Genomic DNA, 14,982 nt, shown 5'->3' on the forward strand with positions numbered 1-14,982 from the left:
TCAGTCGTTGCTGTCTGCCCCACGAACTGCATAGCCGCCGGTCTTGGGCGACGAGACGTGGAACAGCGCCAGCACTGAAGGATCGACGCCGGTGCGCCGGCGGCACAGCACATTGAGTGCGATGGTGGTCAGCGCCAGCGAAACCGAGGCCGAGATCGCGGCACCGAGCACGCCGAGCCAGGGGATCAGCACCAGGAACCCGGCCAGTCGCAACACCACATTCGCAGCGACGACCGGAACATATTCGCGCTCGTGGCCGGTCAGTTGCAGCACCGCCGCGGACGGGCCGCCCGCCGCCTGAAACGCCGTCCCGACCGCGAGCACGATCAGCACCCATTGCTGCGCGGCGAAATGCGGCCCGAACAGGCCGAGCAGCGTGGGAGCGCCGATCCAGATGATGACGAGCCCAGTGACGACGCAAAGCCCGGTGACCTCGGCCATCAGCTTCAGCGTGTGCTCGAGCTCGCGATGATTCTTGCTGAAATACAGCGACGGCAGCCGGCGCGCGCCGAACGTATAGAGCGCGGCCGAGAGCATGGCGAACAGGTTCGCCAGCCGCGAGGCCGCGAAATAGACGCCGGCGGTAGCGGGATCCAGCATCCAATAGACCAGGATGACGTCGAAATACTGATTGGCGGCCTCGAGGATCGAGGCGAGCCAGAACCGGAATGCGCTCGAGCGCCAGCGCGACGTCTCGGCGCGCGCCGTCACGTTGCGCAGGTTCGGCAGCACGCGCACGATCGAAATGACCTGCACCGCCAGCCCGACGGACATTGCAATCGCCATCGCGGCGAACAGCTCGGCGGGGCTGAGCTGCCGGTGGCCGAACAGCGCGGCGATCAGAAACAGCACGACGGCAACCCGCCAGAAGAATTCCCGGTTGCCTTCCCCCATCAGGATGCTGACCAGCGATCGCGCGATCTGGCTGCCGAGCATCAGCCCGGAATTGACGGCGGCAAATGCCGAGACCGAGAGGATCAGCAGCCACCATTCGCCGCGGACGACCGCGACGGCCGCGATCGCCGCGATCGAGATCAGCATGCCGATCGCGGAGATCTTCAGGCTCGACAGCAGGACGCCCTTGGTGAGGTCGGCCTGCCCGCGCACCTGGTACTCGTTGAGGAATCGAACCAGCAGCAGCTCCTGGCCGAGCAACCCCACCACCGATGCGATCTGGGCAATGGAAAGCAGCGTTGCAAAATCACCAAACGCGTCGGCCGACATCGCGCGCGCGGCCAGCGAGAACAGGGCAAAGGCAAGCCCCCCGCTGCCGACCTTGAGCAGAATGGTCCCGGCAACGCCGCGCGTCACATCACGCCGCATCAATTGGAGCAGAGAGGCAAACATGAAGACGTGGACTTCTCGCTATCCTGTCAGGCGGTTGAACGTAACACTCGGCGGAGCCCGAAGTGTTAATGAGCGGTTGCTAAGATTCCGTTGGTCCGGGGCCGCTCCGGCACCGCGAAGATGCGAGATCGGACCGATACACGACCCTGCGCCATTCTGAAACGCAGCCGTCCTTGCTGTCTCCAAACGACGCAGCCGCATTCCTTTCGTCGAGATGCGTGCAACCGTGCGGACGACGCCGGATCGGCGCATCGCGCGCGAGGCCTCGCCGCAAATGGCCGTCCATCCTGTCGCCGGGCGTGAGTCATCGATTTCCATGGCGCTTGCGGTGCAAGGCATGTGCCGGGACCTTGTCAGTCGTTGTCCAGATATTGCCGTTAACCTCGATTGCCGAACCCATCGCGCTCGCACGGCGGACGTCGACGATGGGCAAGGAAATTGCAGTTCCGCTGCCAGCAGCCGGAGCTGACACCATGATCGTCGACGAAAATACGATACGGCCGATCGTCACGGACGAGGCCCAAGATGAGGCCCAAGCAGAGGCCAGAGCAGGGACCGAGGTCATCGAAACGGACGTCGCCATCATCGGCGCCGGGCTGGCGGGATCGCTTGCGCGGGCGATCCTCGTGCGGGCCGGATACCGCGTTGCCCTGATCGACAAGCGCGTGGTTCCGCCGGATGAATTCCGCGTCGAGAAGATCGGCGGTCGGCAGGTCGACATCTTCCGCCGGCTTGGCTTCATGGCCGACGTCGAGGCCGTCGCGTCGCCCTACGATCGCGTCCTGAACATCAAGGATGGCAAGCTCGTCGACGTCAGCGTCGGCCGGGCCTATGGCCTGCTCTATTCCGATCTGGTGGCGATGGCGCGCGGCCTGACCCCCGATCAGGACGGCCTCCTGATCGACCAGGTGAACAATGTCAGCTGCAGCAACGATCGCCAGCACCTGACGCTGGCTTCCGGAAAGCGCGTTTCGTCACGGCTGGTCATCCTGGCGACGGGCATGGCCGGCGCGCTCGCGTTCAATCTCGGGATCAAGCGGCGGATGATCGCGCCGCGCCATTCGGTCTCGTTCGGATTCACGATTGCTCGTCCCGACAACGCGCCGTTCGATTTCGAGGCGCTGACCTGCTATGGCGAGCGGACGTCCGACGGCGTCGATTATCTCAGCCTGTTTCCGGTCTCGTCGGGCATGCGGGCAAACCTGTTCATGTTCCGCGACCCGAACGATCCGATCATGCGCGAGCTGCGCCGCGACACCAGGCGGACGCTGTTGCGCCTGATGCCCGGGCTGCAATCCTATCTCGGAGATTTCCAGATCGTCGGCCAGGTGCAGAACTGGGTGATGGATCTGTCGGTGGCGGAAGGCCATCTGCAGCCGGGCATCGTCCTGATCGGCGATGCATTCCAGACCAACTGCCCGGCCGCCGGAACCGGCGTCAGCCGCCTGCTGGTCGATGTCGAGCGGCTCTGCACCGACCACGTGCCGCGTTGGCTCGCGACATCAGGCATGAGCACCGAGAAGATTGCGCAGTTCTATTCCGACCACGACAAGCTCGCCGCCGACCGTCACTCGCTGCAGATGGCCCGCTTCCGGCAAGCCATGACGTCGAACACCGAAGCGAAGTGGCATGTCCGCCGGAGGCTGCACTTTCTGCGCCGCATGATCACATATCGGGTGGACCGGATTCATCCGGGCTGGGTCTCGCGCCTCCGCGGCGCGCTGCGCTAGCACTTTCCCGTTCAGATGGAATCGGAACGGCGCTTCAGCTTTGTTTGGACGAGCTTTCTTCGGGCGCCTAGCGCGTGCCGGTCGAGGTGCGGATCGGCGGCAGCCTGAGATCGGCCACCTTCTTGGCCGCCTGCTTGATCCAGGGCGCTTGCTTCAGCGCGAACAAGGCGACCGAACCGGCGGCGCTACCAGCCTGTGTCACGACGGAAACCGGCGTCGGTTGTCCGCCGAACTGCTTCTTGTACGGTTCGTCACCGATGGTGAAGTCCAGGATTTGATCGCCGCGCGCGATACAATCCCGGGCGACGCTTTCGAACGTCAACGCGCCGATCGACTGGCTCTTGTAGCCTTCGATGTCGAACGCGGTCATGATGACGAGCAGGCTGTCACAGTGCGCCAGCCCCAGCGCGGTCGCGATCACGTTGCCGTCCATCTTCATGGTATAGAGCCGGACGAAGGAGCCGAGGCCGCGGAGCGCCACGTCGGAATAGAAGTCGAAATATTCCGGACGCTGCAGCAGGTCGCCGTCACCGTCCTCCTGGAACCGCGGCCCGCGGAACTTCTTCATCGTCTCCATGGCTTCGCGGATCGAGTCGCTGTCGTCGCAGCATGCGAACTTCAGATCGCCCTTCTTGTGGATCTGGCGCCACTTCTTGGCGAGTTCCTTCTGATACGACTTCCCCAGCGCATTGGCCTGCCACTGCTCGAACGGCGCGACCAGCATCGTCGCATAGGCATTGGTATCCATCGCGGCGCGGCGCGGCGCGCCCAGCAGGTTTTCGATCGGCATCCTTGCGTCGAGCAGCTTGGGGATGCGCAACAGGTCGAACGGTTTGAGAAGCTCGCGAAGCCTGGCGCAGGCAGCCTTGTCGCGGAGCAGGTCGGCGAATGTGTTGACCGCGCAAACCGGGGCCAGATAGTCGGAGACACGGAGATCCGCGAACTCGATCGTGCGCATCGGCCCGCGCCGTACCCGCAGCAACGGCAGCACCGCTGCCAGCGCTCCGGTCGCGCGGCGGCGAACCAGGACGATCAGCGGCTTCGCGGCCATGGCGGGAGCAAGCTTGCGATACAGGCTGTCCAGCCACAGCGGATGCTGGAAGGCAGTAGCGTCAGAGCCTTCGAACAGGTCCGCATATTCTTCAGACAAGAAATCGAATGCGTCGTCGATACAGACATCGAACGCGTCATCGTGCTGATTCATGTGAGACCAAACAGCCGGCAGTTCCAAAAAAGCACCGGTCAAGCCGGCGTGTTCCAATTATAGCAAGAGCCGGGCCAACCGGGCAGCGGTGCAATGCGATTTGTATTAATAGACTGCACTGATGTTTACGCAGTATTGCTGACCAGCCGTCGCGTCCATCCGGGGAAGGAAGACCCGCTGATTGCGCGTACGCCTGTCCGGCTAAGATGTCAGTCGGCTGTTTTCGTCGCATTGTTGCGCGTCGTTAACGCTCCTTTAACCACATGCTTAACCGCCCGCGCGGCACGCGATGGCCGGACCGGATATTGCAATTCAGGGCTCGCAAGTATGGGAGCCCTTGGTGAGATGCTGATTCACAATCAAAAGGCCCGCGTTTCCTACGCAATTTCGCCCTCGCGATACGATCGCGAGCCGAACGGGCGTATCAATTCGGGCACCGATGCTCCGCCTGTCCGGATTTGCAACACCTCGCGCGCCTCGCAGCCGAAGCCGTCGTCTGATGTGCCAACCCGGTCAGCGGGGTTTGGCGAGGCGGCCGGCATGCGCGAACGTCGCATCAATCCACTTGGCCGTGCCGCAACCGCCGGCATCGCGCGCGCCTCGGTGGGCGGGCTGCGGCTCGCCGTGCTCGACCTCGAGCAAACTGCGAACTTCATGATCGACATGGTGCATCCGCAGCGGCGCCTGCGCCGGCCGCTCTATCTGACCTCGGCCAACGGCGAGGTGCTGTCGCGCTGCTCGACCGAGCCGGTGACCGACAAGCTGTTCCGCGCCGCCGACCTGATCAATGCCGACGGACAGCCGTTGGTCATGATATCCCGCCTGAGGTCGTCGAAGCCGCTTCCCGAGCGCGTTGCGACCACCGACCTGTTCCACGTCGTCGCCCGCAAGGCCGAGGAACTCGGCTTGACCTTCTATTTGTTCGGCGCGGACGAGGCGGAGAACGAGGCGGCGGTCGTCAATGTCCGCCGCGCCTATCCCGGACTGAAGATCGTCGGCCGGTGCCATGGCTACCTGCGCGGCGACGCGCTGAGGTCCAAGGTCGACGAGATCAACTTGCTGGCGCCCGACATCCTCTGGGTCGCGCTCGGCGTGCCCTATGAGCAGGCCTTCGTCGAGGAATTCATGCCGCGGCTGTGCAATGTCGGCGTCATCAAGACCTCGGGCGGGCTGTTCAACTTCCTCTCGGGAAGCCGGCCGCGCGCGCCGCAATGGATGCAAGACATGGGTCTGGAATGGGCCTGGCGCATCTGGCTCGAGCCGCGCCGGCTGTTCTGGCGCTATCTGACCACCAATCCGCGCGCGCTCTATCTGCTGTTCAACCAGACCCGGTCCTCGCTCACCAAGCGGGACTGAGCGGCGAACTAAATACCGGCCAGTATGGCGTAGCGAATAATTAACTGCGTCTTACGAAGCTCGCGAGATCAAGGAGCACGAACTGGGATGGATGGGCGCGCGCTCGACGGCACGATCTGGCAAGCGCCCGACGTCGAGGCGGGAACGTTCACGCGAACCATCATCAATTGGTCCGTCACCCTCAACGTCGTCATGTCGATGGGGCTCTTCAACACGACACTGTTGCCGCCGGCATTGACCCTGGTCCAGCAGATGGTCGCCCTCCTGATGTGGGGCGTGTTGATCTACGCCAGCCTGTTCATCCGCCCCCGGCTGCGGCTGGCGTTCAATCTCGATACGCTCTCGATCGTCGCGTTCTACGGCTTCGCCACCATCTCCGTGTTCTGGGCCAATATGAGCGCCGAGGCGTTCATGAAGGCTGCGGCGCTCGCCATGACCACGCTCGGCGCGTTCTGCCTGATCACCCGCGTCAGCATCGATGACATCGTGAAATCGACGTCGCACGGCCTCTTCATCCTGGCCGCGGCGTCGGCGCTGTGTGCGGTGCTGTTTCCCGACATCGGCGTCGACCAGAGCTGGATGCACAAGGGGCAATGGCAGGGTGTCTACGAATCGAAGCAGACGCTCGGCTTCGTCGGTGCCTACCTGATGTTCTTCGCGTGCTATCGGAAGATCACCGGCCAGGGATGGCTGTCGTTCCTTGTCATGTTCCTGCTGGCGTCGGCCTGCGTGCTGCTGTCCGGATCGCGCGGCGCCGGCGCGCTGGCGCTGGTGGCCTGCGCGCTGGTCCTGACCTCGCTGTGGTCGGTCCGGTGCATGCAGATCTATGCGGTGCTGCCCTGTGTCATGTGCGTCGCGGCAGCGCTCCTGATCTCCTATTTCTACGTGACCGGCTACGATTCGATCCATGTCGGCGACGCGACGATCGACTTCACCGAGCGCACTTTCATCTGGCAGTATGCCATCGGCCATTTCGACGATGCGCCGCTGCTCGGATTCGGCATCAACGGGTTCTGGACCAATCCGGCGATCTACGACTATTTCGAGCAGAACCACGGCTGGGTGCTCGACAATTACCACAACGGCTATATCGCCGTCCTGATCGAGACCGGCTTCCTCGGCTATCTCCTGTTCACGACGAGCATCGTGCTGCTCTCCTACAAGGTGCTGCATCTGATCGCAGCGCAGGCCATCGACCGGCTGCATTGCGCGCTGATCATCGCTTTCGTCTTCCTCAATTGCCAGACCAACTTCACCGAGACGACCTTTCTGCGCTCGACGATGTTCACGTCGGTGCTGTTCGTCGCGTTCTTTCTCGCAATTTGCCGGCCGGTGCCGCCGTCGGACTATCGTGAACCGGAGCTGCAATCATGACCGTTCGTGCGCGTTGGCGACGAGCCATTGGCCATCTGATTCCAGCAGTCCTCACCATCGTGCTCGCGTCGCCGGCTGATGCGGCCGGGCAGGGCGCATCAGCCGACGCGGCGGCGTTGGGACGCGGCATCAACATCCTTGGCTATGACGGAATCTGGGACGGCTATCCGAATGCGCCGTTCCGCCTGGAGAATTTCGATGCCATCCGTGACGCCGGCTTCTCGCATGTCCGGATCAACTTCTTCGCCTTCAGGCACATGGGTGCAGCGAACGTCGTCGACGAGGCCGTTCTGAAGCGTCTCGATAGCGTGATCGAAACGGTGCTCGCGAAGAAGCTGATTCCTATTCTCGACGAGCACGACACCGACCTGTGCCAGCGCGACGTTTCGACATGCACCGTGAAACTGACCTCGTTCTGGCACCAGGTCGGCGCACGGTATGCCGGAAAGTATCCCGGGTTGATCTTCGAGGTCTTGAACGAGCCGGGAGGACACATGTCGTCCGCGCAGTGGAACGCGCTGCTCGGCCAGTGTCTCGGTATCATCCGTGGCACCAATCCGGTGCGCAGCGTCATTGCTGCGGTGCTGAATGTCGACGAGATGCCGATCGACGACTTGATCTTGCCGGCCGATGACCGGAACATCATCGTCACGTTCCACTATTACGCGCCTCTGGAATTCACGCACCAGGGAGCGCCTTGGTCCCGGAAGTTTTCGAAGATCGGACCGCTGCCCTGGGGCTCGGCCGAGGATGAGGCCAGGGCGGCCGCCGATTTCGACAAGGTCCGGGCCTGGTCGGAGCGCGAAAAGCGTCCGATCTATCTCGGCGAGTTCGGCGTCTACGAGCGTGCACCTGCGGACAGCCGCGCAAGATACCTGTCATTCATGGCGAGACGCGCGGAAAAATTCGGCTGGCCGTGGGCCTTCTGGCAGTTCGATCACGATTTTTCCGCGTTCGACAGCGACCGCCAGAGCTGGAAACCGGATATCCTGCGCGCGCTCATCCCTGCCACGCACTGAACGCAGCACGCGCTGCCGTCGGTGCCTTGCCTAACGCGGCCGGAGCAATGATACTCCGCGGAGGCAGGCGCACAGGGAATCAAGATCGTTGTCCGATATTGCGAGCAAAGACGGGCTTGACGTCAAACGCGCAGCCTTTGCGGCGACCATCGGCAACATGCTGGAGTTCTACGACTTCATCACCTACAGCTTCTTCGCGACCGAAATCGGCCACACCTTCTTCCCGGCGCAGAGCGAATACGGCAGCCTGATGCTGTCGCTGGCGACGTTCGGCGCCGGTTTCCTGACCCGGCCGATCGGCGGCGTGGTGCTCGGTATCTTCTCCGATCGGGTCGGGCGCCGGCCGGCGATGCTGCTGAGCTTCGCACTGATGGGCTGCGCGATCCTGACCATCGCGCTGACACCCTCCTATGCATCGATCGGGGTGGTGGCGCCGATCATCGTGATCCTGGCGCGGATGGTGCAGGGATTTGCGCTTGGCGGCGAGGTCGGGCCGACCACGGCCTATCTGATCGAGATCGCAGCGCCCCGGGATCGCGGGCTGGTGGTGGCGTGGCAGCCGGCCAGCCAGGAGATCGCGGCGACCACGGGCGCGCTGGTCGGCGTCATCCTGAGCAGCACGATGGCGCCCGAGGCGCTGCAATCGTACGGCTGGCGCGTCGCCTTCCTGATCGGCGCGGTCTGCCTGCCGTTCGGCATCTGGATGCGCCGCACCTTGCCGGAGACGATCGCGCATGGCGAGCACGCTGCCGGGCCGGTGGAAAGCGCGAGCCATGTCGTGCTGGCGCGCCGGCATCTGCGCGTGATCGTGCTGGCCGTGATGATCCTGGCCAGCGGCACGATCTCGACCTATGTCACGCAGTACATGACGACTTACGCCAAGACCACGCTGCACGTGTCGCAGTCGCTGGCGTTCACCGTGTCGCTGGTCAGCAACGGCCTGCAGATCATCGGCGCCGTGCTCGGCGGCTGGCTCGCCGACCGCCTCGGGCGCAAGCCGATCATGATCTGGCCGCAGCTCGTCGTGCTGGTGCTGACCTATCCGGCGTTCCTGTGGATCGTGCAGTCGCCGGGCGCATGGTCGCTGCTGTTCGGCTTCGGCATCCTGTCGTTCATCGGATCGCTGCCGTTCACCGCATTCTACGCCGCCTTCACCGAGGCGCTGCCGCAGAACATCCGCGGCGGCGTGTTCGCGACGATCTATGCGGTTGCGATCGCGACCTTCGGCGGCACCGCGCAGCTCGTGGTCACATGGCTGCTGCACGTGACCGGGGATCCGCTGGCGCCGTCCTGGTATCTGCTGCTCGCGGCAGCGGTCGGCATCCTCGCCATGAGCCTGATGCCCGAGACCGCGCCGGTCAAGACGGGTGAAGCGTAAGCGCGCTCAATCCATATCGCGGAAGGCGTGGCCGTTGGCCTCGATCTCCTTCACGATCTGGGGCGGCAGGTTGGCCTGCGCCGAGGTGCCGTCGAACACCCAATCCTTGGCATCGGAGAGATCGGGAAGGCCGGCGCCTTTGCGGACGTAGAGACCGACCGAAGCCTTCTTCGCGTTGATGTAGAGATCGTATTCCTGCATCAGGGTCTCCTCTCCATGTTCGCGTTTGACGGATCCTCGTCGCGGGCGGTGGCGCCGCCCGCGCGATGTATGCGGCAGCGGTCAGCCGGCCTTCTTCGCCTCCGGCGCCAGCACCACGGAAGCCTCGCTGGTCAGCATCAGGAAGGTCATGGTCTCCTGGAAATAGAGCTGCACGGCCGTCGCCGAATGGCCGAGATAACCGATCGACAGATCCTGGCCGATCGAAAGCTGGAAGTCGCCGCCGCGGGTGGTGAGCACGACGCCGCCTTCGATCGCCGGCGCCCAGATGATCCTGTCTTCGACCAGGCGCTGGATGTGCGTCAGCACCGGATAGCCGTCGTCGGTCGCGCCGCCGATTGCGGTATATGGCTCGGTGCCGAGCAACAGCGCGTAGGGGCCGTTGACGCCGGCCAGCCGCAGCTGGCTCACCGCCTGCGCGACCACGCTCGGGTAATTCTTGACGCTCGACGGCAGCGTCAGCACCGGGTTGCTGGAGCCCGGGCGAATGCCCTCGATGGCCGCGGCGGCGTAGCCATCGAATACCGCGCGGTCCTCGGCGAACGCGATCTTCCGCGCGGCCTCCTTCAGCGGGTCCCAGTCGGAATCATTGGAGCCGCGCTCGACATCGTCGATCGCCTGGCGCGTCAGCTCGAACGGAACGCGCAGCTCGACCAGCGGGCGGACCTCGCGCTGCCTGGCCTCGATGCCGTCGCCCGGCTTCGCGATCTGCTTGAGATGGCCGGTGCCGACCGCGGCAAAATCCGTGCCCTTCGGGCCGTCGACGTCGACGACACGGCGCGCCGCCAGATGGCGCTTCAGCGTCCGCGAAGCTTCTTCCTCGATCTGAGCCCAGGCTGCGTCCGAGACCGGGGCTAAGGCGCGATGAAGGTTGTTCATGTTCAACTTCCTTTCAGTGAGCCGATCCCGAGCGAGCCGTCGGACGGCGGCATTTTGGCTGTGGGCGCCGCGTCGGCCTGATCCTCATTGGCCGGCGACGGCGCGGCAGGTGCCGCGTTCGCGGCATCCTCGAGGAACGGCGCCGACGGCACGAAGAACAGCATGCCGGTCACGGCGCGGCTGAAGTCGAGCAGGCGGTCGTAATTGCCCGGCGGCTTGCCGATGAACATGTTCTGAAGCATCAGCTCGATCCGGTGCGGCGACCTGGCGTAGCCGATGAAGTAGGTGCCGAACTCGCCCTTGCTGATGTTGCCGAACGGCATGTTGTCGCGGACGATGTCGAGCTCTTCGCCGTTCTCCACGATGGTGGTCAGGGCGTTGTGCGCGTAGCTCGGCTTCACGCTGTCATCGAGCTCGATGTCGGACAGCTTTTTCCGGCCGATGATCTTCTCCTGCATCTCGACCGGCAGCTCATTCCACTTGCCGAGGTCGTGGAGGTATTTCTGCACGATCACATAGCTGCCACCGGCGAAGGCCGCATCCTCACCACCGATGATGGTGGCGTCGGTTGCGGCCTGGTCCTCAGGATTCTCGGTGCCGTCGACAAAGCCGAGCAAATCGCGCTCGTCGAAATATTTGAAGCCGTGCACCTCGTCCGCCGAGGCGACCGCGTCGCCGAGCCGCGTCATGATCTGGTTCGCCAGCTCGAAGCACAGGTCCATCGGCACGGCGCGGATGTGAAACAGCAGATCGCCCGGCGTGGCGACGGCGTGATGCACGCCGTGGATCTCGCGGAACGGATGCAGATCCTTCGGCCGCGGCGCGCCGAACAGCCGGTCCCAGGCGTCCGAGCCGATCCCCATCACGCAGGACAGCCGGCCCTCGAGATCGCGAAAGCCGACGGCGCGCACCAGCGCCGCCAGATCGCCGCACAGCGATCGCACCACCCTGTCGTAAGCCGGATCCGGCTTGATCGTGACCGCAAGGAAGATGGCGGCGCGTGTCAGCTTCGCAGCGACCGGTTGCGGAACGGCTGATGGCACGCATCTCTCCTTATCGAACTGCTTTCACGACCACGGGCGGGGGCAGGACGTCCGCAGGCGCCCAAGCATTTGGAGAGGAGCATGCCGATGGAACCTTTACAAGGGCCGGATATCTAGGCTTCCGCGGAGGGCCCGATCGGCTTTCCGGATTGCTCCTCCTCGAGCGTCACCGCAATCGCGGCGTTGGCGGACAGGCGTACCTTCGTGCCTTCGACGCCGGCAACGAAGCCGAGCTCGATGTAGTGATGATGGCCCTTGTGCTGCCCATCGCCACTGTCGCTCTTCTTGAGCTTGATGCGCTTGTCCTCGACGCGGTCGACCGTGCCGACATGGACGCCGTCGGCGCCGATCACGTCCATCCCGTCCTTGATGTTGTGTTGCGACATGGCTTCCTCCTGGTTGAAGGCCTGCTTGCATATGCTGCCGGCAGACGACGTGGCGATGACATCGCGCGCGGTCAGCGTGATCGGATGGATGGGCTCACGCCTGCTCGAACTCGTCGGCCGATGCGCTCTCCGGCTTCTTGCCGTTGAAGGTGAGACCGGCTTTGGTCGCGGAGATCTTGACCTGCGCGCCGTCGCGGACCTCGCCGGCGAGGATCATTTCGGCGAGCGGGTCCTGCACGCTGCGCTGGATCACGCGTTTCAGCGGGCGGGCACCATAGGCCGGATCCCAACCCTTTTCCGCGAGCCAGTCGCGCGCCTTGGGCTCCAGCTCCAGCTCGATCTTGCGGTCCTCGAGAAGCTTGCGCAGCCGCGCGAACTGGATCTCGACGATGCGGCCCATCTCGCTCTTCTGCAAGCGGTGGAACAGGATGATCTCGTCGATGCGGTTGAGGAATTCAGGACGGAAATGCGCGCGCACCATGTTCATCACCTGGTCGCGCACCGCGCTCGTGCCCTGGCCCTCCGGCTGGTTGACCAGATATTCCGCGCCGATGTTCGAGGTCATGATGATCAGCGTGTTGCGGAAATCGACGGTGCGGCCCTGGCCGTCGGTCAGGTGGCCGTCGTCGAGCACCTGCAACAGCACGTTGAAGACATCCGGATGCGCCTTCTCGATCTCGTCGAACAGCACGACCTGATACGGCCGCCGCCGGATCGCCTCGGTCAGCGCGCCGCCCTCGTCATAGCCGACATAGCCGGGCGGCGCCCCGATCAGCCGCGCCACCGAATGCTTTTCCATGTATTCGGACATGTCGAGACGGATCATCGCGGTCTCGTCGTCGAACAAATATTCGGCGAGCGCCTTTGCGAGCTCAGTCTTGCCGACGCCGGTGGGACCCAAGAACATGAACGAGCCGATCGGCCGGTTCGGATCCTGCAGCCCGGCGCGCGCGCGGCGGACCGCGGTCGACACCGCGCGTACCGCCTCGGCCTGGCCGACGACGCGCTTGCCGAGCATTTCCTCCATCTTCAGCAGCTTGTCTTTCTCGCCTTCCAGCATCTTGTCGACGGGAACGCCGGTCCAGCGCGACACCACTTGCGCGATGTTGTTGGCAGTCACGGTCTCGCTGGCCGACGAGGTCTCGCTGGCCTCGACCGTGGCGAGCTTCTTCTCCAGCTCGGGAATGCGGCCATAGGCCAGCTCGCCCGCCTTCTGGAATTCGCCACGGCGCTGCGCATTGGCCAGCTCGACGCGCAGTGCATCGAGCTCGCCCTTCATCTTCTGCGCATCGGAGAGCTTACTCTTCTCGGAGCGCCATTTCGAGGTCATGTCGGCCGACTTCTTCTCCAGCTCGACGAGATCCTTTTCCAGCGTCTCGAGGCGGCTGCGCGAGCCGCGGTCGCTCTCCTTCTTCAGCGCCTCCTGCTCGATCTTGAGCCGGATGATCTCGCGGTCCAGCGAGTCGAGTTCTTCCGGCTTGGAATCGACCTGCATCTTCAGCCGCGCCGCGGCCTCGTCCATCAGGTCGATCGCCTTGTCGGGCAGGAAGCGGTCGGTAATGTAGCGGTTCGACAAGGTCGCGGCGGCGACCAGCGCCGCGTCGGAGATGCGCACGCCGTGATGCTGCTCGTATTTGTCCTTCAGCCCGCGCAAAATCGAGATGGTGTCCTCGACGGTCGGCTCCGATACGAATACCGGCTGGAAGCGCCGCGCCAGCGCTGCGTCCTTCTCGACATGCTTGCGATACTCGTCGAGCGTGGTGGCGCCGATGCAGTGCAGCTCGCCGCGAGCGAGCGCTGGCTTCAAGAGATTGGAGGCGTCCATGGCGCCGTCGGCCTTGCCGGCGCCGATCAGCGTATGCATCTCGTCGATGAACAGGATGATGCCGCCTTCAGCCGAGGTCACTTCCTGCAACACCGCCTTGAGCCGCTCCTCGAACTCGCCGCGGTATTTTGCGCCCGCGATCAGCGCGCCGAGGTCGAGCGCGAGCAACGCCTTGTCCTGCAGGCTCTCCGGCACGTCGCCGTTGAGGATGCGCAGCGCCAGGCCCTCGACGATCGCGGTCTTGCCGACGCCGGGCTCGCCGATCAGCACGGGATTGTTCTTGGTCCGCCGCGACAGAACTTGAATCGTGCGGCGGATCTCCTCGTCGCGGCCGATCACCGGATCGAGCTTGCCGTCGCGCGCGGCCTGGGTCAGGTCGCGGGCATATTTCTTCAGTGCGTCATAGGCATTTTCCGCCGAAGCGCTGTCGGCGGTGCGGCCCTTGCGCAGCGCATTGATCGCTGCGTTCAAATTCTGTGGCGTGACACCGCCCTTTGCGAGCAGTTTGCCTGCGTCGCCGTCCTTGTCAGCGGCGAGTGCCTGCAACAGCCGCTCGACCGTGACGAAACTGTCGCCGGCCTTGTCGGCGGCCTGCTCCGCGGCGGAGAAGGCACGCGCGGTGTCCGGCGCCAGGTAGATCTGTCCCGCGCCGGCGCCGCTCACCTTCGGCATCTTGGCGAGCGCGTCCTCGGTCGCTTGCAGGATCGCGCGCGAATTGCCGCCGGCGCGGTCGATCAGACCGGCCGCAAGGCCTTCATTGTCGTCGAGCAGCACCTTCAGAATGTGCAGCGTGGAGAATTGCTGGTGCCCTTCGCGCATTGCGAGCGACTGCGCCGATTGAATGAAGCCACGCAGGCGATCGGTGTATTTCTCTATGTTCATCGTGGCACCTCAAGGCAGAAAAATTGCTCGATTGCCGCAAGGAAGCTGTGGGCATGGCGTCGTTGGAGCTTATCGTGTGGCGGTTTCCGGGGAGTGTCAATCTCCGGCTGCCGGCCGCTTCGTGTCATCAGAATTGCAGGCGCGGATGCCGATCCGAACCATCCCGGCGACGCGACAGCTCGAGTTGACGCAGCAGACGAACAGGCGAACATCTGCGTTGCGCGTCACCATCGTCGACGTTCAACGACGGTGGCACGACGCGCGCGTGACATCAGGCGTGGCTGAATTGTGGCGAGGTCTGGGTCGTTTCGCGTAACGCGACGCTTGTTGTGTCGCCGGC

The 14,982-nt window shown here is 64.1% G+C and carries 12 protein-coding genes; 5 read left to right on the plus strand and 7 right to left on the minus strand.

What is annotated here, in order from left to right:
* A complete protein-coding gene (locus IC762_RS07495; RefSeq protein ID WP_195788165.1) occupies nt 1-1,347 on the minus strand; it encodes a lipopolysaccharide biosynthesis protein in 1,347 nt (448 codons plus the stop codon).
* 473 nt (nt 1,348-1,820) lie between these two features.
* Here IC762_RS07495 and IC762_RS07500 point away from each other — a divergent pair, with 473 nt between their 5' ends.
* The gene (locus tag IC762_RS07500; RefSeq protein ID WP_195788167.1) at nt 1,821-3,077 is read left to right on the plus strand and encodes an FAD-dependent oxidoreductase; all 1,257 of its coding nucleotides are present in this window, start codon (nt 1,821-1,823) and stop codon (nt 3,075-3,077) included.
* A gap of 67 nt (nt 3,078-3,144) precedes the next feature.
* On the opposite strand, the gene IC762_RS07505 is transcribed toward IC762_RS07500, so the two are convergent.
* A complete protein-coding gene (locus IC762_RS07505) occupies nt 3,145-4,281 on the minus strand; it encodes a GNAT family N-acetyltransferase (protein WP_195788169.1) in 1,137 nt (378 codons plus the stop codon).
* Between the two features lie 540 nt (nt 4,282-4,821).
* Here IC762_RS07505 and IC762_RS07510 point away from each other — a divergent pair.
* The 4 genes from IC762_RS07510 (at nt 4,822) to IC762_RS07525 (ending at nt 9,408) form a co-directional block, all read left to right on the plus strand.
* Nucleotides 4,822-5,637 (plus strand): WecB/TagA/CpsF family glycosyltransferase, encoded by an 816-nt coding sequence (locus IC762_RS07510; protein WP_195788171.1) that lies wholly within the window; start codon nt 4,822-4,824, stop codon nt 5,635-5,637.
* Nucleotides 5,638-5,724: 87 nt separating this feature from the next.
* Nucleotides 5,725-7,011 (plus strand): O-antigen ligase family protein, encoded by a 1,287-nt coding sequence (locus tag IC762_RS07515; RefSeq protein ID WP_195788173.1) that lies wholly within the window; start codon nt 5,725-5,727, stop codon nt 7,009-7,011.
* Entirely contained in the window at nt 7,005-8,030 is a 1,026-nt protein-coding gene (locus IC762_RS07520) for a glycoside hydrolase family 5 protein (protein WP_433995899.1), read from the plus strand. Before IC762_RS07515 ends, IC762_RS07520 begins: the two co-directional genes overlap by 7 nt.
* A gap of 157 nt (nt 8,031-8,187) precedes the next feature.
* Nucleotides 8,188-9,408 carry an MFS transporter gene (locus IC762_RS07525; RefSeq protein WP_246801612.1) on the plus strand — a complete coding sequence of 407 codons (1,221 nt, stop codon included), beginning with the start codon at nt 8,188-8,190 and terminating at the stop codon, nt 9,406-9,408.
* 6 nt (nt 9,409-9,414) lie between these two features.
* Here IC762_RS07525 and IC762_RS07530 read toward each other — a convergent pair whose 3' ends face one another.
* The 5 genes from IC762_RS07530 to clpB all read right to left on the minus strand — a co-directional run bounded on the left by IC762_RS07530 (nt 9,415) and on the right by clpB (nt 14,642).
* Nucleotides 9,415-9,609, minus strand: a complete 195-nt coding sequence (locus IC762_RS07530) for a hypothetical protein (RefSeq protein ID WP_195788179.1) — start codon at nt 9,607-9,609, stop codon at nt 9,415-9,417.
* 81 nt (nt 9,610-9,690) lie between these two features.
* Nucleotides 9,691-10,506, minus strand: a complete 816-nt coding sequence (locus IC762_RS07535; RefSeq protein WP_195788181.1) for a family 1 encapsulin nanocompartment shell protein — start codon at nt 10,504-10,506, stop codon at nt 9,691-9,693.
* A 2-nt stretch (nt 10,507-10,508) separates the two neighbouring features.
* Complete coding sequence (locus IC762_RS07540) at nt 10,509-11,549, minus strand: Dyp-type peroxidase (protein WP_195788183.1); 1,041 nt, start codon at nt 11,547-11,549, stop codon at nt 10,509-10,511.
* Nucleotides 11,550-11,662: 113 nt separating this feature from the next.
* Complete coding sequence (locus IC762_RS07545; protein ID WP_195788185.1) at nt 11,663-11,935, minus strand: DUF2171 domain-containing protein; 273 nt, start codon at nt 11,933-11,935, stop codon at nt 11,663-11,665.
* A gap of 94 nt (nt 11,936-12,029) precedes the next feature.
* Entirely contained in the window at nt 12,030-14,642 is a 2,613-nt protein-coding gene (clpB, locus tag IC762_RS07550; RefSeq protein ID WP_195788187.1) for an ATP-dependent chaperone ClpB, read from the minus strand.
* Nucleotides 14,643-14,982: the final 340 nt, after the last annotated feature.

The organism is Bradyrhizobium genosp. L (assembly GCF_015624485.1).
In the GTDB taxonomy this organism is placed as follows: Bacteria; Pseudomonadota; Alphaproteobacteria; order Rhizobiales; family Xanthobacteraceae; genus Bradyrhizobium.